Raw genomic sequence first — 26,017 nt, 5'->3', positions numbered from 1 at the left:
GGGTGATCCTCAGTAGGTCCAGGCCAGCGCGATGCTGCCGTTGCGCGGGGCGCCGTAATAGCCTTGGCCGTAGCTGCCCCAGTAGAGGCTGCTCAGGTATTTCTCGTCGGTCAGGTTGCGCAGCGTGGCGCTGACGCTGAGCTGCTTGCTGATGTCGTAGCGGGCGGTCAGGCCGATCAGCGTGTAGGCCTTCTGGCGCAGCTCGTCGCTGCCGGCCATGGCGTAGACGTCGCCCTGGTGGCTGAGGTTGGCGCCGATCTTCAGCTTGTCGACGAAGGGCAGCCGATACGTGGCGGCCAGGCGCAGCAGGCGGCGCGGCGTGTAGGTGCGCACGTCCTCGCCGTCGTCGTCGTGGAGCGACAGCTGGGTGTAGCCGAGGTTGGCCTCGAGGCGCGGCGTGAGCTGCCCGGCCATGTCGAACTGGAAGCCCCGCGAGCGGGCGTTGATGCCTCCGTAGTAGGCCTTGGTGCCGTTGTAGCCGGCGACTTCGGCGAGGTTGTCCTGCACGGTGCGGAAGACGGCCAGCGAGGCGTTGAGGCGGCGCTGGAAGAACTCGCCCTTGAGGCCGATTTCGCTGCTGCGGCCTTCCACCGGTTTCAGCACGTTGCCGCTGGCGTCCAGCTGATACTGGGGCGTGAAGATGTCGGCGTGGCTGGCGTAGGCGGACAGGTTGGGGGTGAGGTCGTACACCACGCCGAAGTAGGGCGTCACGTCGCTGGCCTTGCTGTTGCGGGCTACGCCGTAGGAGATGCCGTCGCTGTCGGCGCGGGTGGCGCGGGTGCCGCCGATCAGCTTGAGGCCGTCGGTGGGGGTGATGCGGGCGGCGGCGAAGGCGCTGCGCTGGCGGTAGGTGAAGGCGCTGCCGTCCGTCGACGCGTCGAAGAGCGGCATCGGGTAGCTGCCGTCCCAGTTGTCGAGGGCCGGCAGGGCGGTGCCGATGCCGCGCCCATAGTGGGTGGCGTCGTTGAGTTCGGACTTGGACCAGTTGGCGCCGAGCGTCAGTTCGTGCTCCTGCCCCCACAGGCGGAAGGGGCCGCTGAGCTGCACGTCGGCCTGGGTCTGCTGGTTGCTGGCGTTGTAGCGCGCCGGGTAGGCGAGCACGCCGAGGCCGGTGGCCTTGTCGGGGCGGCCATAGACGTAGAGCAGGGCGCTGTCGTTGCTGTTGTCGTTGCGGGTCAGCACGGCGCGGGCCTGCCAGCGGTTGTCGAACTCGTGGGTGAGTTCGGCGAAGCTGGTCTTGAACGTGGTGTCCCAGTAGGCCCAGTCGGCGGCGGGGCTGGTGGAGCGGCTGTAGTTGGTCCGCGTGCCGTCGGTGTAGAACATCGGCAGCGCGCCCCAGATCGGGCTGCGGGCCTTGTTGGCCTGTTCGTTGTGGCCGATGGTCAGCTGGGTGGCCGGGCCGAGATCGGCCTCGACGACGCCGTAGAAGACCGTCTTGGCCAGGCCGTAGCGGTCCAGGTAGGAGTCTCCGTCTTCGCGGGCGACCACCAGGCGTCCGCGGATCGCGCCGGATTCCACCAGTGCGCGGGACACGTCGGCGTCCAGCCGATAGGTGTTCCACGAACCGAGCGTGCCTTTCACGCTTGCCTGCAGGTCCACCGTCGGGCGCTTGCGCACGAAGTTGATGGCGGCGGCCGGGTAACCGGTGGATGTCATCAGGCCGTTGGCGCCGTAAACCGCTTCGACGCGGTCGTAGATGGCGGCGTCCATGTCGCCATAGATGTTGCCGTAGATGAAGGGCATGCCGACGCCGTCGGCCTGGAAGCTGGTGATGTCGAAGCCGCGGGCGGTGTAATAGGTGCGGCTGGTCTCGATCTTCTCGACCATCACGCCGGACGACGCGGACAGGGCGTCATTGACGCTATTGAGCTGGAAGTCGTCCATCTGCGCGCGGGTGATCACCGACACGGTCTGCGGGGTCTCGCGCAGGGACAGGTTCAGGCCGGTGGCCGAGCGGCTACGGCGCACCGTGTAAGCGCCGCTGCGTTCGGACGGCGGCTCCTGGTCGGTCTGGGCGGCGACCTTGACGGGCGCCAGGGTGACGTCTTCGGCGGCGCTGGCCGGCAGGGCGAACAGCGCGAGAAGGGCGCAGGCGAGGGGAGAACGGACGAAAGCCGCGGTCGCGGCGGGTTGGCGATGCATGGAGGCTCCTGGGCACGGGTCGCTTGCTGGCTGCCTAGGAACATGCCTCGGTGGCTGGCTATTTGATAATGGTTCTCATTATTGTAATAAATGGACGGGCCGGGATCAACGGTTCTCGAGCCGGCTGTAGTCGAGGATCGCTGCTTCGCGCGGGGCGATCTGGCGCCAGTGGGCATGGATCGCGTCGCTGACCGCCCAGAAGCGCGAGTCGGTACGGCGGACCGCGAAGCGCTGGGTGAGGTGCTGCACGTCCTCGTCGCTGGCGAGGGTCTGCACTGCGCGCACGAAACGCGGCAGCTCGTCGGCGTCGAGCTGGAAGATCGTGTTGGGGTAGGCGCCGACGATGCCGTCGAGGACGCTCAACGTGTCTTCGTCGGGCAGGCGGCGGCTGTCCTCGCGGAACAGTTCGGCGACGTTGCTGTGGGCGCTGTTGCGCAGCACCGACACCACGTGGATGGCGCCATCCGTGTTGGTCAGGACCAGCAGGCTGTGCTCGGGCAGTCGGGACGCGGGCTGGCCGGCCACCTTGCCGAGGGCGCGCAGCTGGGCGATCTGCTCGGCGTTGAAGCCATCGACCGCCAGGTCGAGCGGCTTCTCCCGCACCGGGCGCAGGTATTGGGCGACGTTGCGGTACAGCTCGCCGAGGGTGTCCGCGCTGCGGTAGCGCACGCCGGTCTCGCCCGGGTAGTAGGTGGCTGCGTCGGCGAAATCCCGGATGTGCTCGGGATTGCCGCGGTACCAGCGATCGAGCACCTTCTGGCGGTCCTTCAGGGGCAGCAGGGTCAGGAAGTTCTCTTCTCCTTCCATGCGCAGGAAGTCCATGTAGAGCCGGGTGGCCAACTGGTGGCCGGTGTTGCCATAGACGTCGAAGCCGGCGACCAGCAGGTAATGCATCCGCTCGAGCAACGGGTAGCCGAGCAGCATCGCGGTCTGCGGCCGCTCGCCGATGAGGCCGCGGACCACCGAGGCGCTGTCGAACTGGCGGAACACGGTCAGGCCGGCGGTCGGGTTGCGGCCCTCGCCGTCCCACAGTTCGCCGATTTGCGGGGGCTGGATGCGTGCGCCGCGCGCGATGAAGTCGGCCTTGCTGCGCAGGTAGGCCTTTTCGGCCTGGGCGTAGCGGCGCCAGGCCAGGATGCCGGTGCTGCTGTCGTCCTCGGCAGGCAGGCGCAGATTGGGCTGGGTGGCGTCGAGGAGGCTCTGGACCTGGTGATTCGCTTCGCTTTCCGGCGAATAGAAGAGCACCCAGAAGTGGTCGGTGATGACATTGAGGGCCACCTGGCCGCGGCACACCGGGCCCTTCATGAAGCCCATCAGCGTGAACTGGGCGTCATCGAGCATGAAGCGGTAGCGGGCGTCCACCGGCAACGCCCGGAAGGCGGCGAAGGGATTGGTGGCCGTCTTCGGCGAATAGTCGGGCAGTTTGGCCACCGCGATCGGCGCATCGAAGAACCACTTCCTCAGGCGGGCCAGACGGGCCGGGTCGAGGGCCAGCGGCATGTGGGTCTTGGCGACCAGGGTCTCCTCCAGCGGGCGCAGGCGGTAATACACACGCTCGACGCCCGGCGCGTCATAGGGGCGGCGGGTGGCGATCACGTCGATGGGCTGGCCGGGGGCGCTGCGGCTGCGCACCAGCTCGAAGCGGTAGTCGGGCTGTTCGTCGAAATACAGCTGGCCCACGTACCAGTGCTCGTAGATGTAGCGGGCGGCCAACCGGTCGCGCAGCGCGTTGCCGTTGAGCAGGTGCTCCCATTCGGCGACGCGGGCCTGCACCGCGGGCAGCGGCGCCGGGCGTGGTGTGTAGGGCGCGCCGGCCTCGATCCAGCGGGCAAGGATGTCGTGATCTTTCTGGCTGAGCGCCGGCAGGCCGTAGGGCATGCCCCATTCGGGATGCTCGGTGACGAAGCCGTCCATGCTCTCGACCTTGGCGCAGCTCTGGCTGCGGTCGAGGGCGAAGTCGAAGCGCTCGTCCGGCAGTGGGCCCGAACTCGGGCCGGGGTTCTGCTGCTTGAGGGCCAGGATGCGGTACAGCACGCTGGCCTCGCGGTTGGCGGCTGGCGTGGCGGCGCGTTCGTTGAGGATCGGGTGGAAGCCCTTGTCGCGCCATTCCACGGTGCTGTGGGCGTCGAAGCCGAGGCGGGTCGGGCTGGCGGCCCGCAGGCGGGCGTTGGCGTAGACCGGATCCGGGTTGGCGCCGCGGGTGATGCCGTCGTAGCGGGTCAGCTTGAGCTGGCAGGGCGAGTCGTAGCAGGCGTGGCAGGTCACGCAGCGGCGGTCCAGAATGGGTCGGACCTGCTGCCAGTAGTCGGGGGCCGGTGCGATGGGCACGGCGGGAGCGTCATAGCGGGCCGGGTCCGGGCGGCCTAGTTCGTGGTCGAGCTGGACCTTGGCGACAACGGTGGTGCAGCCGGCGAGGACGAGCAGGGCAAGGCCGAGGAGGGCACGCATGGGTTTCGGGAGAGATCTAGTATGGGCGCTGGATGCCGTCGGGGTGGAGCAGACGCATGTAACGGGCATCGGGGCCGTAGCCGGCCAGGCGTTCGGCGAGTATCGGCGTGGCCGTCACTGCCTCGAAACCGTGACGTGCCCACCAGCTGGCCGAGCCCTGGATGGCGATGAGGCTGGCACGCCCGAGGCGGCTGGCGGCGAGGGCCGCCATGAAGGCGTCGACGAGGGCGTCGGCGGCACCGCTGCCGCGCGCTTCGGGGGCGACGGCGAGATCGTGCAGGTGGAGCGTGTCGGCATCGGCCGGCAGCTGGCAGGCCTGGGCGTCCAGGTGCGGCGGGTCGTCGAAGCGCCAGGGCAGCGCCAGCAGGTAGGCGACCGGCACGCCGTCGGCCCGGCTGGCGACGAAACAGCTGTCGGGCGCGGCGGTCAGCTTGGCGCCCATCGAGCACGGCGATTCGGGGACGATGGCGGTGTAGCAGCGGGCCTGGATCTGCAGGATGGCGTCCAGGTCGTCATTTCGGGCAGGACGGATGCTAAGGCGGGTCAAGGCGATGGCAAACGGATCGGGAAGGCCGTCGATTATCGCCGATCCCCTTTGTCCGTGTGGTGGTGGGTGTTACCGGCTGCAACTGGCACATGCCTTGCTGTTGCCTACCCCAAAGGGAATATAAGGAGACGCAAATGGATTTGCGCTGGAGACTCTTCGGATATGTGCTGGGCTTTGCGTTGGCCTTGTCGGTCGCGGCGGTGGCGTGGGTCGGGTTGGCCCTGCAGCAGGACGTGGCCGAGGAAATGGAAGCCTCGACCCGCCTGGCGGACGTGATCTTGGCAGTCGGGACCGCACCGGGGCACCGGGCGAGCGAGCTGCGTGAGTTGCTGGCGGGTGGTCAGTTGCGGCACGTTGCGGTGTCCGTGGAGCGCTCCAATTTGGAGCAAGGGGCTGTCGCGCCTGCTCCAGCGGGCCTGCTGGCGACCCTTGCCGATTATCTGCTCGACGGGCGCGTTGCCCATGAGCGCCGTATTCCGCTCGGCGATGAAGTGTTGGTGATCCGCGCCGATCCCCGCGCCGAAATCCACGAAGTGCTGCGCGACGGCGTGCGCAATCTGGCGACGCTGGTGGTCTTCTGCCTAGGCATGGCAGTCGTTGCCTGGGTGGCGGCCCATCGCGCTCTGAAGCCGGTCCGCCTGCTCGAACAGGGGCTGGCCCGCCTTGGACGCGGGGAGGAGCAGGTGCGCCTGCCGCCATTTCAGTTGAAGGAATTCGCCAGCATCGCCCAGGCCATTGAAACCCTGTCCGGTGAACTGGCGGAGTCGCGGGCGGCGCGCCAACTGCTCGCCCGTCAGTTGCTGGAACTGCAAGAGAGCGAGCGCCGGGAACTGGCCCGGGAACTCCATGATGAACTGGGACAGGCGCTGACCGCTGTCAATGTTTCCGCGGCTTACATCGAGCGTCAGGCCGGCCGTGCCGAGCCGGCACAACTCGCAATGATCGCCGGCGACATCCGCAGCCAGACCAACGGGATGCTGGCCCAGGTGCGCAACCTGCTGTCCCAGCTACGTCCCCATGGTCTCGAAGGGCTGCAGATGGTAGACGCCCTCAATGACCTCGTCAGCGGCTGGCGTGGCCGTGTGCCGGAGATCGGCATCGAGGCCGAGTTCCCGCCGTCCCTGCCACCGCTGGAGCCCCATGCCGGCCTTGCGCTTTACCGTACGCTGCAGGAGGCCCTGACCAATGTGCTGCGCCACAGTGTGGCGAGCCGTGTGCGCCTGTCCTTGCAGACCAAGGGGCAGATGCTGGAATTGACCGTCGCCGACAACGGTGTCGGCAAGGCTGAAGAGGTGGTGCCGCGTTCCCGCGGCGGCTTGCTCGGCATGCGCGAGCGCGCCGAGATGGCCGGCGGAAAATGCTGGCTCACCGATGCGCCGGGTGGCGGTCTGCAGATTCGCCTCAGTTTGCCTCTGCCGTTGGCTCAGGCTTGAGGCCCGTGTTTCCCGAAATCATTCCGGGATCCCGCCTGCGTTCTGCCAGACGGCGGACGCAGGCAACGTTTTCAGGCTGCCGAACGGGCGGCGTGGAGACTTTTTTTAGCCAAGGAGAAACAAGATGAACGCCTTACGCAAGACGGCGCTACTGGCGGGCCTGGCCCTGGTCGCCACGGTTGCCAACGCCGCGGTGGACGAGGACATGAAGGCGCTGGCCACCAAGAGCGGCTGCCTGACCTGTCACGCCATCGAGTCCGGCACGCCCGGCCCGAACGGCATGGCTCCGATCGGCCCGGCCTGGCAGGACGTGGCCAAGGCCTACAAGGGCAAGCCGGGTGCAGACACTTTCCTGACCCGCGTGGTGCTCGAGGGCTCCAACCCCTACGGTAGTCACTGGAAGGACAAGGTCAGCGGTCTGGCCATGCCCCCCAACAAGGTCGCCATCAAGGAAGCCGACGCCAAGAAACTGGTGAAGTGGATCCTGACGCTGGCACCCAAGTAAGCGGGCAACACGCACGGCTGCGGCCGTGAAGGATGCAGTACCGAGAACCCCGGACGTCCCCCCCGTCCGGGGTTCGCTATTTCCGGGCTTACAGCAGGCTGTCGATCTGCTCGAAGTGCCCGTTTACGAGCCGGCCGTCGGAGCCGAAGACCAGTTGCAGGATCACGTCGCTCTTGCCGCCGAACCAGCTGCGGGACAGGGGAATCTTGCCGAACATGCAGGGGCCGCCTTGGGGCGGCAGTTGGGAGACGTTGGGGCTGCGCTCGACGAGGGCTTGGCACTCGGCGTTGCTCTTTTCCGAGAAGGTGGTGCCGTGGGCGCTGAGCCGCTTGCGGGCGTCGTCAAGGGGCATGCCGGGCTGGAATTCGGCCGAGAGCTGATCCGGCAGCGGGCTGGGAGCCGGCGAGCAGGCAGCCAGACCGGCTGCCAGGCACAAGCCGGCTGCCAGGCGCGAGAGGATGGAGGTGGTGGAAGACACGGTGGTGGGTGGAGAGCGCAAAGCCCGAGTATCCCACGCCGGGCCCGTCGATCACGAGGCCGACAGCTGGCGCAGCTTGCGGTAGAGGGTCGTGCGGGTGATGCCCAGTTCCCGCGCGGCGGCCGAGATGTTGCCGTTGTGGCGGGCTACGGTGCTTTCCACCAGGCGCCCTTCCGCGGCACGCAGGCTCTGGGCGGCTGGGCGTTGGGCAGGGGCATCCGGGTCGTCCACCAGATCGTGGGGCAGGTGTTCGGGGCCGAGGGTGTCGTCGTCCGGCCCCAGCATCGCCACGGCCAGGCGCAGGGCGTTTTTCAGCTGGCGGATGTTGCCGGGCCACGCGTGGTGGCGGATCAGGTCGAGGGCGGTAGACGACAGGCGCACCGGCCGCCGGGGCGACTCGTCCTGCAGAATGCGCCGGGCCAGCGCCTCGATGTCGCTGCGCTCCCGCAGCGGCGGGAGGGACAGACTCATCGCCGACAGGCGGAAATACAGGTCGGGGCGGAAGTCGCCGCTTTCGCAGAGGGCTTTCAGCGAACGGTGGCTGGCGCAGACCAGGGACAGGTCGATTTCCTCTTCCGGGCCGCCGCCCAGCGGCGTGACGCGGCGGGTTTCGAGGACCCGCAACAGGACGGCCTGCAGCTTGAGGGGCATGTCGCCGATTTCGTCGAGGAATAGCGTGCCTTGGTGGGCTTCGCGCAGCTTGCCACGGGCGCCTTCCCCGCGGGCGCCGGTATAGGCGCCGGCGGTGTAGCCGAACAGTTCGGCTTCGATCAGGTTGGCCGGGATGGCGGCACAGTTGATCGCGACGAAGGGGCCGTTGCGGCGTGGCCCGCTGGTGTGGAAGGCCTGGGCGAAGACTTCCTTGCCGGAGCCGGTTTCACCCTGGATGAGCAGCGGAATGTCCAGCCCAAGGATGCGTCGGGCGCGCCGGATGGCGTGGCTGACGGTCTTGTCGCCGAGGTCCAGTTCGTCGAGGGTCGGGCCGCTCGGCGCGGTCGGCGAGAAGGTCGCTTGTACATCCCGCGCGTTCATCGGTCGCATGCGCTGCATGTTGGTCAGCAGGACGCGGGCGACCAGTTCCTGGCCTTGACGGCTGCGCAGGCGGACCGGATGGGCGCTGCTCTGCAGCGCGTGGTCGAGCACGGCATTCCAGCGGGTCTCGAAGATGTCCCAGAACGGCGGCTTCTCGTTGCGTAGGGTATCGGGCAGCCCGAGCAGACGCTCGGCGCGGCGGTTGCACGCGAGCAGCGCACCGGCTTCGTCGAAGACCGCCAGTCCTTCCAGTGGGGAGGCCAGTGCCTCGGGCTGATAATGGAAGCGGAGCAGTACCGCTGCGTCGTTGACGGTTTCGATCAGCCGGTTTTCGATGATCTCGGCGGTGGTTTGCAGCAGCGCCTGGGCGTGGGTCTGGGTGATCTGCAGGTTGCTCGATACGTCCAGGATGCCGAGCACGCCGCCGGTCGGCGCGTGGATGGGCGTGGCGACGCAGGCAAGGAACCTGTTGCGTTCAAGGTAGTGCTGGTCCCCCATCACTGCCACCGGGCGCTGTTCGGCCAGCGCCGTACCTATGGCGTTGGTGCCCATCACTGATTCGGCCCAGGAGTGCCCCGGTTTCAGGGACACGCGGGCGGCCTTTTCCAGGAAGTCCGAATCGCCGACTGAACGCAGGATGACGCCGGAGTCGTCGGCAAGCAGGATCGTGGAGGAGGAGTGGGCGATCTGCTGATGCAGGTGCTCCATGATCGGCTGGGCGTAGGCGACCAGCCGCGCATTGGCTTCCAGGCGGTCGGCCAGGTTGCTTTGCTGGCTCGTGGCAGGCAGGCGCTCGGTCGGGCGCAGGCCGTCGGCCGCACAGCGCTCCCAGGAGCGCAGGATGGCCTTGAGCGGGGAGGAGGAGGGGGGATCCTGATTATTCACAATTGCTGAATAGCACGAAGCATACCCGCCTCGAAAGCGCTTGTCGTGCGCGTCAATTGCGTTGTATTTCTCCAAAAAAATCAGTAATTAAGCGCTATATCCATGTTTTTGAACGGGTTTTTTAGGGCGCGCAGTGTGCGTGAAGTGGAGCAGGTGTTCAAGGCGACGTAACGGGATGGAGCAGGTGTTCCGCTGCGGAACATGCATATGCCCCCGTGCATGTTTGACGTTATTTGCAAGTGTTTGTTTATAAATGGTTTTCGTGGCTGTGGCCGAGGGGCGCTGATCTGCACGCTTTTTGCTGCCTATGGTGGGTGATGCGGTTCAGTGCGTAGTCGTGCCGTGTCGCGGCCCTGACCGCTGTCTTGATAACCAGTCAGTCAAAAATGACTAAAAGGAGGAGCTCATGAAACTCGCCAACCTGCTGTGCATCGTCGCCCTGGGAGCCGCCGCCGCGACCCCGGCCATGGCATCCGAGGAGATCATCAAGAAGGCCCGTTGCGTAGCCTGTCACGCCGTCGACCAGAAGCGTGTCGGCCCTGCTTACAAGGATGTGGCAGCCAAGTACAAGGGCCATCCGGAAGCCGAGGCCATGCTGATCGCCAAGGTGCGTAACGGCGGCACGGGTACCTGGGGACAGATTCCGATGCCGCCTCATGGTCCGGACAAGATCAGCGATGCGGACCTGAAGGCTGCGGTGGAGTGGATTCTGAAGCTCTGAGCCGGGAGCGCGGGAGATCTTCCCGCTACAGATGTGCAAAACACCTGCTTCAGGCTGGAGCAGGTGTTTCTTTTTGATGCGCTACAAAAGGGTGTTCTGCGGCTACCGGAGGGCGGCGCAGATAGGGGTCAGCGGACGACGACACCCCAGGGGAGCTCCCCGACGGGGATTTCCTTGATGGTTTCCAGACGTTCGGTGTCGATTACAGAGACGCTGTTGGAGCGACCGTTGGCCACGTAGAGCTTGCGGCCATCAGGGGTGATGGCCATGTTCCACGGGCGCTTGCCGACCGGCACGGTGGCTTCGATCTGGTTGTCGCTGGTGCGGATCACGCTGACCGTACCGTCCTTGCCATTGGAAACGTAAGCGCGACTGCCGTCCGGTGCCATGGCGATGCCGTTGGAGAAGTTGCCGGCCTTGATTTCGGCGATGACCTTGCGCTTGCCCATGTCGATGGCGTAGACCGTGCTGACCATCTCGCAGGCCACGTAGGCACGCTTGCCATCGGGGGTGAAGCCGATGCCGCGGGGGCGCTTGCCGACTTCGATGCTGGCAACCTGCTTGCGGGCCTTCACGTCGATCAGGTCCACCTGCTGGGCTTCTTCTGCGCTGACCAGCAGCCAGCGGCCGTCCGGGCTGAATTCCGCGTGTTCCGGGTTCTTGCCCTTTACCTTGATCTCGGCAACCTTGCGCTGCTTGGCGGTGTCCAGCAGTACCACGCTGTTGGATTCCTCGACGGCGGCGGCCACCAGCTTGTCGTCGGCGGAAACGCTGACACCCTCCGGCGACTCTCCGAGCGGAATGCTGCCGACCTGCTTGCCTTCCGCGATATTGATCACCACCAGGCCGTTGCTTGGTGCCTCGCTGACGAACAGGTTCTTGCCGTCTGTTGCAATGCCTCGTGGCCGCTGGCCGCCGGGCAGGGTTGCGACCACTTCGTCGGTGGCAGTGTCGATCACCGATACCGATGCGGATTTTTCGTTGGGAACGTAGGCGAAGGGCGCGGCGAGGGCTGCTCCCGGCAGCAGGAAGCAGCTCGCCAGGAACTGCCGCAAGGTGAAGGGCTGGGTCATGGTCTCAGAGAGTCGGCTTGACGTAGGTGACGCCGTGACGGGCGAAGATGGCAGCGACCGTGCCGTTCTTTTCAAGTTCCTTCAGCGCCTTGTCGATGGCGTTGGCGAGGCCGGTTTCGTCGGCCTTGACGGCCATGCCCAGCGGCCAGCTGTTGATCTTGAGCTCCGGCATCTGGACGACTTCGACGACGAAGCGGTTGTCCTTGCCGAGGGCGGTTTCGATCTCCGAGCGCGGCCCCATCACGGCGGCCAGTTCGCCGGCCTTGAGCTTCTCGACGGCGGCGTCCACGCTGCCGAAATGGACGACGTTTTCACGCAGGCGGCCGTTCAGCACGCCGAGCAGGAAGGCGTCGGACAGGCTGCGGCCTTCGACGCCGATCTTCTCGCGGGTGAACACTTCCAGTGCCGTGGCGGCGGAACCGCGGATCGAGCCGATGCGTTGTACTCGGGCAACGGCCACCGTTTCCAGGTGGTAGGGGCCAAAGATCTTGACCTTGTCGTTCTTGCCCTGCAGGTAGGAGTCCACCGGCACGTGCATCATCACGTCGGACGGCTGGGTGCCGAGATAGTGCCCTTTCCAGACCATGTTGCGCAGGTCGTCGTCCATGTCTTCGTCGGCGTTGTAGCCGACGACCTGGGGATTCAGACCGAGTTGTTTGCTAAGGGCTTCGGCGAGTTCCACGTCGATGCCCTTACCCTGGTTGGAGTAGGGGGCGAAGTTGTTATACACGGCAATCCTGAGACTGCCGCGTTTCTTGATCTCTTCCAGCGCGTCGGCGCGGGCCGGCAGGCTGGAGGCCAGGGCTGCCGCGCCGGCGGCCAGCAGGAAGCGTCGACGATCAGTCTTCACGAACGGTCTCCAGCCAGGAACGGATGGTCCACATGGCTTCCTGGCTCAGGATGCCTTCGAACGGGGGCATGTACACGCGGCCGTCGCGGGTGGCGCCATGGCGGATGCGGTTCAGGAAGATCTCGTCGCCTTCCTGGCCGGCCGGCAGGTAGCGCAGGTCGGGGGCGATGCCGCCGGAGATCGCGCCGAGGCCGTGGCAGCGAGCGCAGTTCTGGTTGAAGGCGGATGAGCCGATGCGGATTGCCTCCTTGTTACCCAGGAAGGGGTTCTTCGGCAGCCAGTCCTTGCCAACGGAGGGCAGCGTCGAGGTATCGACGGCCTGGGGGGTCACGTCGCCGTGGGCGATGGCGGCAGTTGCCGCCAGGGTCAGCGCAGCGGCGGAGAGGGCACGGAGGAGGGCGGAATTACGGACAGTCACCTGGGTCACCTTTGGTCATGTGTTTGGAGTTCGTCGAGCGAAGCGCCAGTGGGCGGGTCGCCGTGTGTGCAGACCTTTCAGCAAGGGGTGTGCCACTTTCCGACTGGGCTGTGCGGCGACTCGCGGATGGGCTGCGTCGTGAAATGGGACACCTTTGCCGCAGCAGGTTTTTTCCAGTTTCCTTTATAGCTCTATAAACTGGCCTGGGTTTTGCTGATTGAGCGGGCGGGTGGAGCAGTCACATTGCTGAAATGTGGTCCAGCTGCTACATTTTGGCGCAGACTAAAACGCCGGCTCGAGCTGGCAGACAATCCGTCTAAGCGGAGGAGGAGAGAGATGATGCAGGTTCCTTTCAGCGCTGAGGCTCGGGCTCTGAGCCTTCTGGAGGCGCGGTCGCTGTACTTCGGCCGAGGCGAGCTTCCGGAGGCCTTGCTCGACCAAAGCGTGTTGCGCTCCTGGGAGCGTTGCCGGCAGGCGGGGCTCGATCCCACCCGTCTCGAGTGCGGCGAGCCCAACGTGCGGGCAGTGTCGGAGGCACGGGAGCGCAACCGCACGCTGATTTCCCACGCCGAGCCGGTTCTCGAGCATCTCTTCGAGCAGATCCGCAACTCCCACAGTATGGTTATCCTTGCCGACGCTCGCGGCATGGTGTTGCAGACCTATGGTGATCCTGATTTCCTGAGCCAGGCCGAGCAGGTGTCCCTGCATCCGGGGGCCAGCTGGCACGAGTTCGACCGCGGTACCAATGCCATCGGTACCGCGCTCGCCGAGCGCGGTGCGCTCAACGTCTTCGGTTCCGAGCATTTCTATGAGGGTAACGCTTCCCTGACCTGCAGCGCGTCGCCGATCCAGGATGCCCAAGGCCGTCTGATGGGGGTGCTCGACATCTCCAGTGACTATCGTGCGTTCCAGCGTCACTCCCTCGGCTTGGTGAAAATGTCGTCCCGCATCATCGAAAAGCGCCTGTTCGAGTCCGAATTCGCCCACCAGGGCCTGCTCAGCTTCCACGCCCGCCCGGACCATGTGGGCAGCATGTGCGAGGCGCTGCTGGCGATCTCGCCGGATGGCGACATCGTCGGTGCCGATCAGGCGGCGCTCGAACTGCTCGGCTTGCGCCGCGAGGACCTGCCGCGCCGCCACTACAGCATGCTGTTCGATGTGCCGCTGGGTACGTTGATTGATCGCGCGCGGCGCGATCCTTCGTCGCTCATCGCGATCGCCGGCCGTAACGGAGAGCGCTTCTACGCGCGTCTGCGCGGCAATTTCGCGTCGATGCCGGTGTCGAGCCCGGTCGGTGGTGAGGCCCGCGAGCGGCCCGCCCGCCCGGCCCGTGTCGAGGCGGAGCCCGCTTCCCAGGTCCGCCTTACGCTACATACATTGGCCACTGGTGACGAACGCCTGCAGGCGGCCATCGACAAGGGTGTGCGGGTTCTTGGTCGAGACATCCCGATCCTCATTCAGGGCGAGTCGGGTGCCGGCAAGGAAATGTTCGCAAAAGCTTTCCACAATAGCGGACCGCGGGCTCAGGGGCCTTTCGTGGCACTCAACTGTGCGGCGATTCCCGAAACCCTGATCGAGTCCGAACTGTTCGGCTACTCCGGTGGTGCGTTCACCGGCGCCCGCAAGGAGGGTGCGGTCGGCAAGATCCAGCAGGCCCACGGCGGGACCCTGTTCCTCGACGAAATCGGTGACATGCCCCTGTCCCTGCAGGCCCGCCTGCTGCGTGTGTTGCAGGAGCGCTGCGTGACGCCGCTGGGGACCAACAAGAGCATTCCGGTGGACATCACGCTGGTCTGCGCCACCCACCGGCGACTGAAGGAAGAGGTGGCGCGCGGCGGTTTCCGCGAAGACTTGTACTACCGCCTCAATGGGTTGTGCATCAATCTGCCGTCCCTGCGCGAGCGCAGCGACATCGATCGCCTGATCGACAAGTTGATGCGCGAGGAGGCCGGCCCCGATCGCCATGTGGAGGTGTCCCACAAGGTCATGCAGGCATTCCTGAGCTACCGCTGGCCCGGCAACATCCGCCAGCTGAACAATGTCATCAAGGTGGCGATCGCGCTACTCGACGATGACGAGGATGTCATCGAGACCTGGCATCTGCCGGACGATATCTTTGAAGAGATCGGTGAGGTCGTGCCGGCGATGGCATCCGTTGCACCGGTACGCAGCATGTCGTCGGGTCTGGCCGACGGGGCTGCCGCCGCGGCCGCCTCTAGCGGGGCGGCGAGCTTCGGGCGCCTGGAGGAGATCGAGCGCGACATGATCCAGCGTACGCTCGAAGCCGAGAACGGGAATATTTCGGCTGCAGCCCGTCGGCTCGGGATCAGCCGCAATACGCTGTATCGCAAGCTCGGACGGTTTTGATCGTCGGATGGGGGCCGGGATGTCACGGAGCCTGACATTCCGCCAATCCTTTTTTTGTAAGGGCACACGGGCCTGCCCGCATTGCTGGCCCCGCTGACGCGCGTCTGAGCCCTCCTTGGGGGAATGATGAGATGGTCAGCCCGATCCCTACCCGGCGCTACGCTGAGTAGGGATTTTTTTCGCCTGGTTTCTGGTGCGCTTGATCTCCTGATGTGTTGACGCAAAATTAAACGCATGTATGATTAAAACGAACGTTTAAATAAATTTGTGGCCTGTTGATCGATATCCCATCAACGACAAGGCCGTCTTGTTCAGACGGTCGCCGTGTCGCTGCCGCGGGACGCCAAGCAAGCCTGCAAAGATGTTGGCATAAAATTGACGGTGCGCTGGTAAGACGGCGCCGAGCAAAAGGAGACAGTCGATGTCCTATTCATCCCTGCTTGCCCTGCCTCTCTTGGTGGGGGGGCTTTTCCTGTTACCGGGGGTGCGCCGGAACCTCATCAGTGCGCCGATCTTCAAGGCCTTCCGCAAGGCATTGCCGTCCATGTCGCAGACCGAAAAGGATGCGCTGGAGGCCGGTACTGTGTGGTGGGAGGGCGAGTTGTTCGCCGGCCGGCCAGACTGGCAAAAGCTGCTGGCTTACCCGGTGCCGAAGCTCACTGCCGAGGAACAGCGTTTCCTCGACGAAGACACCGCCGAGTTGTGCCGCCTGACCCGCGACTGGGAGATGACACAGCACCAGGACATGCCGGCCGAAGTGTGGAAGTACATCAAGGAGCGCGGCTTCCTCGGGATGATCATCCCCAAGGAATACGGTGGCAAGGGGTTCTCGGCCTATGCCCATTCCCAGGTGGTGACCAAGCTGTCCACCCGCTCGTCGGCGCCGGCTGTGACGGTGATGGTGCCCAACTCCCTGGGTCCGGCCGAACTGCTGCTTCACTACGGCACGCCCGAGCAGAAGCAGCACTACCTGCCGCGGCTGGCTGCTGGCCTGGAGATACCGGCCTTCGCGTTGACCAGCCCATGGGCCGGTTCGGATGCGGCGTCGATTCCGGATTCGGGTGTCGTGTGCCGCGGCCAGTACCAGGGGCGCGAAGTGCTGGGCATGCGGGTCAGCTTCGACAAGCGCTACATCACACTGGCGCCGGTGTGTACGGTGTTCGGCCTGGCTTTCCGCCTCTACGATCCGGATCGCCTGCTCGGTGATGTGGAAGACTTGGGTATCACCTGCGCGCTGGTGCCCCATGATCATCCGGGTGTGGATATCGGCCGTCGCCACTTCCCACTCAACGCGGTGTGGATGAACGGGCCGATCCGCGGACGCGATGTGTTCATGCCCCTCGACTTCATCATCGGTGGCCCGCAGATGGCGGGGCAGGGCTGGCGGATGCTCATGGAATGTCTGGCGGCGGGGCGTTCGATCTCGCTGCCCGGTTCCAACACCGGCATGCTGAAGATGACGGCCCGCACGGTCGGCGCCTATGCCCGCGTGCGTTACCAGTTTAAGACCGCCATCGGGCGTTTCGAAGGAGTAGAGGAGGCGCTGACCCGCATCGGCGCCAACGCTTACCTGTGCGACGCGGCGCGGGTGATGACCGCAGGGGCGATCGACCTCGGCGAGAAGCCGGCGGTCGTGTCGGCGATCGTCAAGTATCACGTCACTGAAAGAGCCCGTCAGGTGGTCAATGACGGCATGGACGTGATCGGCGGCAAAGGTATCTGCCTGGGGCCGCAGAACTTCCTCGGCCGCGCTTACCAGCAGGTTCCGGTGGGCATCACCGTCGAGGGTGCCAACATCCTGACCCGTAGCCTGATCCTCTTCGGCCAGGGGGCGATCCGTTGCCATCCCTATGTGCTGAAGGAGATGGACGCTGCGCGTGCCGGTGACCTGGGCGCCTTCGACAAGGCCTTCTGGGGCCATATCGGCTACACGGTAAGCAATGCTACGCGGGCATTGGTGATGGGCCTGACCGGCTCCCATTTCGTGGCTGTGCCAGCCGATGTGGCGCCGGAAACCCGCCGCTACTACCAGCAGCTCACACGCTTCTCGGCGGCCTTCGCGCTGCTGTCCGACGTGTCGATGGGCACCCTCGGTGGCGCGCTGAAGCGCAAGGAGAAGCTGTCGGCCCGCCTCGGCGACATCCTGTCCCTGATGTACCTGGCCTCCGCGACCCTCAAGCGCTATGAGGACGAAGGGCGCCAGGCTGCCGATGCGCCGCTCATGCACTGGGCGATCTGGGACTGCATGTTCAAGGCGCAGAATGCCTTCGAGGGCGTCATCGCCAATTTCCCCAACCGGCTGTTCGCGATGCTGCTGCGGCGCCTCGTGGTCTTCCCGCTCGGGCGTCCCTACGTGGTGCCGTCGGACGCGCTCGGGCATCAGGTGGCGGGTCTGCTCATCGAGCCGTCGGCGACCCGCGACCGACTGACCTCTGACGTCTATCTGCCGAAGGATGTGGAGGAGCCGGTCGGTGCGCTGGAGGCTGCGCTGCACGCCACCATTGCGGCGGAGCCGGTCGAGGCCAAGGTGCGCCGCGCGATCCGGGAGGGCCATTTCACGCCCGGTCTGCTGGTCGGCGGTGGCGTGGATGCGCTGTACGATGCGGCGGTGGCGGGTGGCATCATCTCGGGCGACGAATATGCGCTGATCAAGCGCCGCGGCGAACTGCGCGACAAGGTGATCCGCGTGGACGATTTTTCCTATGATTTCGGCCTGCGCGATGCGCTGGCGGAGATCACCGAACCCCAGCACAAGGCAGCCTGAGCGGAACGGGGCGCGCCTGAGGAGAGGGATCCGAGCGAACCATGAACGAGCCGATCTACGTCATCGACGGGGCGCGAACCCCCTTTCTGAAGGCCCGCAGCGGCCCAGGTCCGTTCGCCGCCGCCGACCTGGCCACGGCGGCTGGCAGCGCGCTGCTGCTGCGCCAGCCTTTTGCACCGGATCAGCTCGACGAGGTGATCCTCGGTTGCGCGAGCCCGTCGCCGGACGAGGTGAACATCGGCCGCGTGGTGGCGCTGCGCATGGGTTGCGGCCTCCAGGTGCCGGGCTGGACGGTGATGCGCAACTGCGCGTCGGGCATGCAGGCCCTCGATTCGGCGATCGCCAACATCCGCTGTGGCCGCTCGCAGCTGGTGCTGGCCGGTGGCGTCGACGCCTTGTCCCGCGCACCGCTGCTGTTCTCCGATGAACTGGTGCGCGTCTTCGCCGGCTGGATGGCGGCGCGCGGTTGGGGTGAGCGGCTGGCGGCCTTGAAAGGCTTCCGCCTGAAGCATCTGGCGCCGGTGATCGGCATCATGAAGGGCCTCACCGATCCCATCGTTGGCCAGCTGATGGGGCAGACTGCCGAAAATCTGGCCTGGAAATTCGGCATCACGCGGCACGACATGGACGCCTACGCGGTCGAGAGCCACCGGCGCGTCGCTGCGGCACAGGACGGCGGCCGTTTTGCCGCCGAGCTGGTGCCGCTGATCGGTGCCGACGGAACGGTTCATGCTGCCGACGATGGCCTGCGCCGGGATGCGTCGATGGCCGGCATGGCCAAGCCGAAGCCCTTCTTCGACAGGAAATACGGTCGCGTCACCGCCGCCAACAGTTCCCAGATCACCGACGGCGCCACCTGGCTGGTACTGGCTTCCGGCGCGGCGGTGGAGGGTTTTGGCTTGCAGCCGATCGGGCGGATCGTCGACAGCCAGTGGGCCGGCCTGGAGCCGGACCAGATGGGGCTCGGCCCCGTTCATGCGACAACACCGATCCTGCAGCGCCATGGTCTGGCGATTGAAGACGTGGATCTGTGGGAGATCAATGAGGCCTTCGCCGCGCAGGTGATCGCCTGCCTGCGTGCCTGGCAGGACGACGGATACTGCCGTGAGCGGCTGGGCTTGCCCGGCGCGCTGGGGGCCATCGATCCCGCCCGCCTCAATGTGGATGGCGGCGCAGTGGCCCTCGGCCATCCGGTCGGGGCAAGTGGTGCGCGCATCGTGCTGCATTTGCTGCAGGCCCTGCGCCGTAGCGGCGGCCAGCGCGGCATCGCCAGCATCTGCATTGGCGGTGGCCAGGGCGGTGCGATGCTGGTGGAGGCCCTGTGATGGAACTGGTCAACTGGAAGCTGGAACGGGACTCGGACGGCATCGCCTGGGCGACCCTCGACGTGCCGGGCGCCGCGGCCAACACGCTGAGCAGTCGGGTGATGGCCGAACTGGAGGCCATCCTCGATCAGCTCACCGTGCGTCCGTCGAGCGGATTGGTGATCCGCTCCGGCAAGGCGGCCGGTTTCGTTGCCGGGGCCGACATCGAGGAGTTCACCCGCATCGACTCCATCGACGGTGCGCGCAAGCTGGTGGCGCGGGGCTGGAGCCTGTTCGAACGCCTGGCCGCGGCGCGCTTTCCAACCTTGGCCCTGGTGCGCGGCCACTGCATGGGCGGCGGGCTGGAGCTGGCGCTGGCCTGTCACTACCGGCTGGTGGTGGACGAGCCTGGCACGCGCCTGGCCTTGCCCGAGGTGATGCTGGGCATCATGCCGGCCTGGGGCGGCATGCTGCGCCTGCCGCGGCTGATCGGCCCGGCGGCAGCCCTCGACATGATGCTGACCGGAAAGGGCGTCGATGGGCCGAAGGCGAAGCGCCTGGGCCTCGCCGACGACTGCGTGCCGCTGCGGGTGATGGAGGACGCGGCGCGGATCCTCGTGATGTCAGGCAGGCCGCCGCGCAGGCCGTCGATCGTGCAGGCGCTGATGAACGGCCCGCTGCGCGGCATTATCGCGGCCAAGGCGCGCAAGACGGTGGAAGCCAAGGTGCGCCGCGAGCATTATCCGGCACCCTTCGCGATCATTGATACTTGGGCTAATCACGGCGGTAACGCGCTGGCGGTGCCTGCGTCCTCGCCATCGTCGCTGGGGGCGATCTTCCGTTCGCCGACGGCGCGCAACCTGGTCCGCGTGTTTTTCCTGCAGGAGCGATTGAAGGGCTTTGGCAAGGATGGCGATTTCCGACCGCGCCACGTGCATGTCGTCGGTGCCGGCGTGATGGGCGGCGACATCGCGGCCGAGTGCGCGCTGCGTGGCATGACGGTGACGCTGCAGGACCAGTCGGTCGAGCGCATCGCACCGGCAATCGCCCGCGCCGTGCAGCGTTTCGGGCGCAAATTCCGCAGCAAACCGAGGGAAGCCCGCTTCGCGCTGGATCGTCTGATTCCCGATCCGGCCGGTCATGGTGTGGCGAAGGCCGACGTGATCATCGAGGCGATCTTCGAAGACCTGGAGGCCAAGCGGGCGCTGTTCGCCGACATCGAAAGGCGGGCCCGTCCGGACGCGCTGCTGGCGTCCAACACGTCCAGCCTGCGCATCGCCGATATCGCGACGGCGCTGATGCAGCCCGAACGGCTGGTCGGTATCCATTTCTTCAATCCGGTGGCGGTACTGCCGCTGGTGGAGGTGGTGCGTACGGCACAGTCCGGCGACGAGGCCTTCCGCCGCGCGGCGGCTTTCGTGCGCCGGCTCGACAAGCTGCCGCTGCCGGTGAAGGACGAGCCGGGCTTCCTCGTCAATGCGCTGCTCGGCCCGTACATGTACGAGGCGCTGCGCTGCGTGGAGGAGGGCGTCGCGCCGGAAACCATAGATGCGGCGCTGGTGGCCTTCGGCATGCCGCTGGGGCCGATCGAACTGGTGGACACCGTCGGCCTGGACATCGCCGTGGCCGCCGGCAAAGCCCTGGCTGGCGCCGGGGCGGTGATGCCGCGAGCGCTGGCCGAGCGGGTCGAGCGCGGCCAGCTGGGCAAGAAGAGCGGGCAGGGCTTCTACGCGTGGAAGGACGGCAAGGCCCGCAAGGGCAGGCCGGGGGCGGTACCGGCCGGCCTGGCGGCGCGGATCATGGCGCCCCTGCGGGCCGCCGCCGAGGCGTGCGTGGCGAAGGGCGTGGTGGAAGATGCCGATCTGGCGGACGCCGGGGTTATATTCGGGGCCGGCTTTCCGCCCTTCACCGGCGGACTCTTCCATCAATCCCGCGCGGCTGCGTCGTCCAGCGGTCAGCGCTGACAGGAGTTCCGATGAGCAACACCCCCACCCAACTGCCCGCTGGCAAGATCCCCGTGCTGCGGGTCATGCCGATGCCTCGTGACCTGAACCCCGCGGGCGACGTGTTTGGCGGCTGGATCATGTCCCAGGTGGACATCGCCGGTGCGGTGCCGGCCCACAAGCGTTCCCGCGGCCGGGTGGCGACCATCGCCGTCAATTCCTTCCTTTTCAAGCAGCCCATCTCGGTAGGCGACATGGTCAGCTTCTACGCCGAGATCGTACGCATCGGCAAGAGCTCGATCACCGTCGACGTCGAGGTCTATGCGGAACGCAACCCCGAGAACCCGGTGGTCGTGAAGGTCACGGAGGCGACGTTGACTTACGTCGCGGTAGATGCCAACGGCGTTAAGCGCGAGGTTCCGCCGGAGATTGTTGCGTGAATCCAACAGCGCTTCGATTTGCTGCGTAGCGGCAGCCCGTCGGGGCTCTAGAATCGCCGCGGGTTTGCGCTCCCCGTGGTTGCACACAATTAAAGCGCCCTAGTGAGGAGACATAGGTATGAAGATGACGACCATCGCCCGATTGATGCCCTTGCTCGCCCTTGGCCTCGCCAGCGGGCAGGCCGCTGCTGCGGGTTTCCAGCTGCTCGAGCAGAATGCCAGCGGTATCGGCAATGCCTACGCCGGCTCTGCCGCAGTGGCGGAGAACGCCAGCACGATCTTCTTCAACCCGGCGGGCATGACCCAGCTGAAGGACCGCGAGGTGTCGGTCGGCCTGACCGCTGTGCGTCCGACCTTCAAGTTCTCCGACCGGGGCTCCAGCGCCGGTGTGCTGGGCGGGGCCGGTAATGGCGGTGACGCCGGGAGCTGGGCCTTCCTGCCCAATGCCTATCTGTCCTGGGCGCTCAGCAAGGATCTGTATGCCGGCGTTGGCCTCGGCGCGCCCTTCGGCCTGATCACCAAGTACGACGACCCGTGGCTTGGTGGCGCGCAGGCGATCAAGTTCGACATCAAGACCTACAACATCAACCCGAGCCTGGCCTATCGCCTCAACGACAAGGTCTCCATCGGCGGCGGGGTTAGCATTCAGCGCATCGAGGTGGACTACCGTCGCCAGGCGACGGTGACCGCGGCGGCACTGGCGGCCACCCACGGGACTTTCTCGGCCGACGACGTGTCCCTCGGCTGGAACCTGGGCGCCCTGTTCACGCTGAGCCCGACGACCAAGGTCGGGGTGTCCTATCGTTCCGAAGTCCGCCACAAGCTCGAGGGCGACTTGAAGGTCGACGGTCCCGCCGCGGGCGCCAGCGCCGCACTGACGACGGGCTCTGCCAAGGCCAATGTGGACCTGCCGGCAACCTTCATCCTCAGCGTCACACAGAAGCTCGACGAGCGCTGGGAGATGCTGGGCGATTTGTCGTGGACCGGGTGGAGCAGCATTCCCAAGGTGGATATCGTGCGTACCTCCGGGCTGCTCAACGGCGTCGCGGTGCAGACCCTCGATACCGATTTCCGGGATACCTGGCGCTATGCGCTGGGCGCCAACTACCGTTACAGCGACACGCTGAAGTTCAAGTTTGGCGTTGCCTACGATCAGAGCCCGGTGCGCGACCCGCAGCACCGCCTGGTGTCCCTGCCGGACAACAACCGGACCTGGTTCACCACCGGCGCACAGCTCAAGGTAAACAAGGATTCGGCGGTCGACGTCGGCGTCGCTTACCTGTATGTGCCGGAATCCCACATCGACAACAACCAGACCGCTCAGGGCCGTGGCCAGGTTACCGGCGTCTATGATGCGCGGGTGTGGATCCTTGGCGCCCAGTATTCGATGGCGTTCTGATCGTCCTCCTGTTTTTCCCTTTTTCAACCGTCCCCCGGTGCGCCGGGGGCTTTGCTGCTGATTCCCGATGGGCCGTTCCGACTCCTCCCTGCCTGACGTCAAGACCCGCATTCTCGATGCCGCCGAGCGCCTGTTCATGGAGAACGGTTATGCCGCGACCTCCGTGCGGATGATCACCGGCGCCGCCGGAGCGCCGCTGGCGCTGGTCAATTACCACTTCGGCTCCAAGCAGGGGCTGATGGAGGCCGTGTATGAACGGGCGCTGGGAAGCCGTGGCGGCAGCCGCGTGAGCTACCTGGACAAGCTGGAGGCCGAGGCCGCTGGTGCGCCGATTCCGGTGGATGTGCTGGTGGATGCCTTTCTGTCGTCAGCGCTGCGTCTGACGCGCAAGGACAGCATTCCCGGCGAGGTCTTCAAGCAGCTCATCGGGCGGGCCTTCTACGAGCCCGGGCCGGGCACCGAGGCCTTCTTCCCGACGGAGTACAAGGAGGCGGTGGACCGCTACCGCCAGGCCTTCATGCGCACGCTGCCGCAGTTGTCCCAGGACGACGTGGTGTGGCGCATGTACTTCTTCGTCGGCATCGTGGCCTATGCGATGGCCGGCAAGGACGTGATGCGGATGACCGAGACCTACGCGCTGGCCGATGCGGGCGAGCCGGAAGCCATCATGGCGCGGCTGCGGCCCTTCATCGTCGCGGGTTTCCAGGCGCCTGCCGGAGTGCCGCCGATCGGGCTGGCAAGCACCTGATTTTTAATCCATGTTGTACCTGAAGGAATCATTGCGCTAAGATTTGAACGATTGTTCAAAATCAACTGCGGCGATGTCGTCCGCGGTTCATGCCAAAGGTCCGGATCACGGGCCGAGCCAAAAGGAGACGCATGTGAGCAGACTGATCATTCGCAAGGTGGCCGTGCTGGGCGCCGGCGTGATGGGGGCGCAGATTGCCGCCCATTGCGCCAACGCCGGCGTGCCGGTCGTCCTCTTCGACCTGCCCGCGAAGGAGGGCGACCCCAACGGCATCGCCAGGAAAGCCGTCGAAGGCCTCAAGAAACTGGAGCCGGCGCCGCTGGCGGCCAAAGACCGCGCCCAGTTCATCGATGTCGCCAACTACGGCAGCGATCTAAACACGTTGCGCGATTGCGACCTGATCATCGAGGCGATCGCCGAGAAGATGGAATGGAAGCTGGACCTGTACGCCAAGGTCGCGCCCTTCATCCGTGCCGATGCGATCTTTGCGTCCAACACGTCCGGCCTGTCCATCGAGACCCTGTCCGAAGGCATGCCTGTGGCACTGCGCAGCCGCTTCTGCGGCATCCATTTCTTCAATCCGCCGCGCTACATGGCACTGGTGGAACTGATCGCCACCGGCACCACCGATCCAGCCACCCTCGACGCCCTGGAAGGCTGGCTGACGACCCGCCTCGGCAAAAGCATCGTGCGCGCCAAGGACACGCCCAACTTCGTCGCCAACCGCGTCGGCGTGTTCTCGATCCTGGCTGTGATGCACCACACCGCGCGGCTGGGCCTCGGCTTCGACGAGGTGGATGCGCTGACCGGCCCGTTGATCGGCCGCCCGAAGAGCGCCACCTACCGCACCGCCGACGTGGTCGGCCTGGATACATTGGCCCACGTGATCGGCACCATGCAGGCTACCTTGCCGGACGATCCGTGGCACGCCTTCTACAAAAGCCCCGATTGGCTGTCCGCACTGATCGCTAAGGGCGCTCTTGGCCAGAAGACCAAGGGCGGCATCTTCCGCAAGGACGGCAAGGCCATCGTCGTGCTCGATCTGGCGAAGCAGGATTACCGTCCGAGCGTCGGTGAAGTGGCGCCGGAAGTGGCGGCGATCCTGAAGAACCGCAACCCGGTGGAGAAGTTTGCCCAGCTGCGCGCCAGCAGCCATCCGCAGGCGCAATTCCTGTGGGCGATCTTCCGCGACGTGTTCCATTACTGCGCCTTCCACCTGGCCGATATCGCCGACAACGCTCGCGACGTGGACTTCGCGATGCGCTGGGGCTTCGGCTGGGCGCTGGGGCCGTTCGAGACGTGGCAGGCCGCCGGCTGGCAGGCTGTTGCCGAGGCGGTGAAGGCCGACATCGAGGCCGGTGCCGCGATGAGCGCTGCACCGCTGCCGGCGTGGGTTTTCGATGGCCGCCAGGGCGTGCATGAAGCGTCGGGCTCGTGGAGCGCGACGGACGCGGTGCTCAAGCCCCGCTCCACGCTGCCGGTGTATGGCCGCCAGCTCTTTCCCGAGCAGCTTCTTGGCGAAGCCGCGCCGGATGCCGGCCAAACCCTCTGGGAGAACGAAGGCGTCCGTCTGTGGAACCTGCCGGCGAAGGATGCGCGTATCGGCATCCTGTCCTTCAAGTCGAAGATGCACAGCATCGGCGACGAGGTACTGGACGGCGTGCTGGAAGCGGTCGCCCGCGCCGAGCGCGATCTGGACGGGCTGGTGATCTGGCACGAGGCGCCGTTCGCGGTCGGCGCCAACCTGCAGCAGGTGGTGGAAGCCTGCAAGGCCGGCCAGTTCGACATGCTCGAGAAGACCGTCGCCAAGTTCCAGCGCGCCTCCATGGCGCTTAAGCATGCGATGGTGCCGACCGTCGCAGCGGTGCAGGGCATGGCTCTCGGCGGTGGCTGCGAGTTCACGATGCACGCGACCCACCGCGTGCTGGCGCTGGAGAGCTACGTCGGCCTGGTCGAAGCCGGTGTCGGCCTGATCCCGGCCGGCGGCGGCTGCAAGGAGTTCGCGCTGCAGGCTGCGAGCCTGGCCAGCCGGACGGCGGGCGGCGACGTGTTCCCCTTTATCCAGAACATGTTCCAGACCATCGCAATGGCGACGGTATCGAAGAGCGCGTTGCAGGCCATCGAGCTGGGTTTCGCGAAGGCTTCGGACGACATCGTCTTCAACGCCCGCGAGCTGTTGCACGTGGCGCTGCATCGGGCCCGTGCGCTGGCCGAGTCGGGTTACCAGCCGCCGCTGGTCCAGCGGGCGATTCCGGTGGCCGGCCGCAACGGCATCGCCACCTGCGAAATGATGCTGATCAACATGCGCGAAGGCGGCTTCATCTCGGCTTGGGACTACCGCGTCGCCAAGGCGGCGGCTACCGCCCTGTGTGGCGGCGAGGTGGATACCAACGCCAGGGTGTCCGAAGCGTGGATTCTCGACGTGGAGCGGGCCCAGTTCGTGGACCTGCTGAAGACCGAAAAGACCCAGCAGCGCATCGTGCACATGCTGGAAACCGGCAAGCCGCTGCGCAACTGAAG

The 26,017-nt window shown here is 66.1% G+C and carries 19 protein-coding genes; 11 read left to right on the top strand and 8 right to left on the bottom strand.

Annotated features, from left to right (window positions below):
• Window positions 1-9: 9 nt before the first annotated feature.
• The 3 genes from AC1PQG_RS16705 to AC1PQG_RS16695 form a co-directional block, all read right to left on the bottom strand.
• Window positions 10-2,142, bottom strand: a complete 2,133-nt coding sequence (locus tag AC1PQG_RS16705; RefSeq protein ID WP_481118942.1) for a TonB-dependent siderophore receptor — start codon at window positions 2,140-2,142, stop codon at window positions 10-12.
• Between the two features lie 105 nt (window positions 2,143-2,247).
• Entirely contained in the window at window positions 2,248-4,590 is a 2,343-nt protein-coding gene (locus AC1PQG_RS16700) for a fatty acid cis/trans isomerase (protein WP_481118941.1), read from the bottom strand.
• 16 nt (window positions 4,591-4,606) lie between these two features.
• On the bottom strand, window positions 4,607-5,137 hold the full coding sequence (locus AC1PQG_RS16695; protein ID WP_481118940.1) for a GNAT family N-acetyltransferase: 531 nt from the start codon (window positions 5,135-5,137) through the stop codon (window positions 4,607-4,609).
• A 134-nt stretch (window positions 5,138-5,271) separates the two neighbouring features.
• Here AC1PQG_RS16695 and AC1PQG_RS16690 point away from each other — a divergent pair, with 134 nt between their 5' ends.
• Complete coding sequence (locus tag AC1PQG_RS16690) at window positions 5,272-6,570, top strand: histidine kinase (RefSeq protein WP_481118939.1); 1,299 nt, start codon at window positions 5,272-5,274, stop codon at window positions 6,568-6,570.
• Window positions 6,571-6,694: 124 nt separating this feature from the next.
• Window positions 6,695-7,075 carry a c-type cytochrome gene (locus AC1PQG_RS16685; protein ID WP_481118938.1) on the top strand — a complete coding sequence of 127 codons (381 nt, stop codon included), beginning with the start codon at window positions 6,695-6,697 and terminating at the stop codon, window positions 7,073-7,075.
• Window positions 7,076-7,163: 88 nt separating this feature from the next.
• On the opposite strand, the gene AC1PQG_RS16680 is transcribed toward AC1PQG_RS16685, so the two are convergent.
• Window positions 7,164-7,574: a hypothetical protein gene (locus AC1PQG_RS16680; protein WP_481118937.1), complete on the bottom strand. Its 411-nt coding sequence runs from the start codon at window positions 7,572-7,574 to the stop codon at window positions 7,164-7,166.
• Between the two features lie 30 nt (window positions 7,575-7,604).
• A complete protein-coding gene (locus AC1PQG_RS16675) occupies window positions 7,605-9,470 on the bottom strand; it encodes a sigma-54-dependent Fis family transcriptional regulator (protein ID WP_481118936.1) in 1,866 nt (621 codons plus the stop codon).
• A gap of 406 nt (window positions 9,471-9,876) precedes the next feature.
• Between AC1PQG_RS16675 and AC1PQG_RS16670 the strand changes: the two genes are divergently transcribed.
• Window positions 9,877-10,191 (top strand): c-type cytochrome, encoded by a 315-nt coding sequence (locus tag AC1PQG_RS16670; protein ID WP_481118935.1) that lies wholly within the window; start codon window positions 9,877-9,879, stop codon window positions 10,189-10,191.
• Window positions 10,192-10,319: 128 nt separating this feature from the next.
• Here AC1PQG_RS16670 and AC1PQG_RS16665 read toward each other — a convergent pair whose 3' ends face one another.
• The 3 genes from AC1PQG_RS16665 to pedF are packed head-to-tail and all read right to left on the bottom strand — an operon-like array spanning window position 10,320 to window position 12,541.
• Window positions 10,320-11,264 (bottom strand): beta-propeller fold lactonase family protein, encoded by a 945-nt coding sequence (locus tag AC1PQG_RS16665; protein ID WP_481118934.1) that lies wholly within the window; start codon window positions 11,262-11,264, stop codon window positions 10,320-10,322.
• A gap of 4 nt (window positions 11,265-11,268) precedes the next feature.
• Window positions 11,269-12,114, bottom strand: a complete 846-nt coding sequence (locus tag AC1PQG_RS16660) for a substrate-binding periplasmic protein (protein ID WP_481118933.1) — start codon at window positions 12,112-12,114, stop codon at window positions 11,269-11,271.
• Window positions 12,104-12,541 (bottom strand): cytochrome c-550 PedF, encoded by a 438-nt coding sequence (gene pedF / locus AC1PQG_RS16655; protein ID WP_481118932.1) that lies wholly within the window; start codon window positions 12,539-12,541, stop codon window positions 12,104-12,106. Before pedF ends, AC1PQG_RS16660 begins: the two co-directional genes overlap by 11 nt.
• Before the next feature lie 327 nt (window positions 12,542-12,868).
• Here pedF and AC1PQG_RS16650 point away from each other — a divergent pair, with 327 nt between their 5' ends.
• The 8 genes from AC1PQG_RS16650 (at window position 12,869) to AC1PQG_RS16615 (ending at window position 26,015) form a co-directional block, all read left to right on the top strand.
• The gene (locus AC1PQG_RS16650) at window positions 12,869-14,899 is read left to right on the top strand and encodes a sigma-54-dependent Fis family transcriptional regulator (RefSeq protein ID WP_481118931.1); all 2,031 of its coding nucleotides are present in this window, start codon (window positions 12,869-12,871) and stop codon (window positions 14,897-14,899) included.
• Between the two features lie 421 nt (window positions 14,900-15,320).
• The gene (locus AC1PQG_RS16645; RefSeq protein ID WP_481118930.1) at window positions 15,321-17,663 is read left to right on the top strand and encodes an acyl-CoA dehydrogenase; all 2,343 of its coding nucleotides are present in this window, start codon (window positions 15,321-15,323) and stop codon (window positions 17,661-17,663) included.
• A gap of 41 nt (window positions 17,664-17,704) precedes the next feature.
• Complete coding sequence (locus AC1PQG_RS16640; RefSeq protein ID WP_481118929.1) at window positions 17,705-18,988, top strand: acetyl-CoA C-acetyltransferase; 1,284 nt, start codon at window positions 17,705-17,707, stop codon at window positions 18,986-18,988.
• Window positions 18,988-20,931 carry a 3-hydroxyacyl-CoA dehydrogenase NAD-binding domain-containing protein gene (locus tag AC1PQG_RS16635; RefSeq protein WP_481118928.1) on the top strand — a complete coding sequence of 648 codons (1,944 nt, stop codon included), beginning with the start codon at window positions 18,988-18,990 and terminating at the stop codon, window positions 20,929-20,931. Before AC1PQG_RS16640 ends, AC1PQG_RS16635 begins: the two co-directional genes overlap by 1 nt.
• 11 nt (window positions 20,932-20,942) lie before the next feature.
• Entirely contained in the window at window positions 20,943-21,350 is a 408-nt protein-coding gene (locus AC1PQG_RS16630) for an acyl-CoA thioesterase (RefSeq protein WP_481118927.1), read from the top strand.
• A gap of 118 nt (window positions 21,351-21,468) precedes the next feature.
• Window positions 21,469-22,749, top strand: coding sequence for an OmpP1/FadL family transporter (locus tag AC1PQG_RS16625; RefSeq protein WP_481118926.1), 1,281 nt, complete (start codon window positions 21,469-21,471; stop codon window positions 22,747-22,749).
• Between the two features lie 67 nt (window positions 22,750-22,816).
• The gene (locus AC1PQG_RS16620; protein WP_481118925.1) at window positions 22,817-23,497 is read left to right on the top strand and encodes a TetR family transcriptional regulator; all 681 of its coding nucleotides are present in this window, start codon (window positions 22,817-22,819) and stop codon (window positions 23,495-23,497) included.
• 133 nt (window positions 23,498-23,630) lie between these two features.
• A complete protein-coding gene (locus AC1PQG_RS16615) occupies window positions 23,631-26,015 on the top strand; it encodes a 3-hydroxyacyl-CoA dehydrogenase/enoyl-CoA hydratase family protein (protein ID WP_481118924.1) in 2,385 nt (794 codons plus the stop codon).
• Window positions 26,016-26,017: the final 2 nt, after the last annotated feature.

The organism is Zoogloea sp. GDB6, from assembly GCF_056724105.1.
The sequence above is the reverse complement of the archived record's forward strand: the minus strand, read 5'-3'. Positions and strand labels throughout refer to the sequence as shown.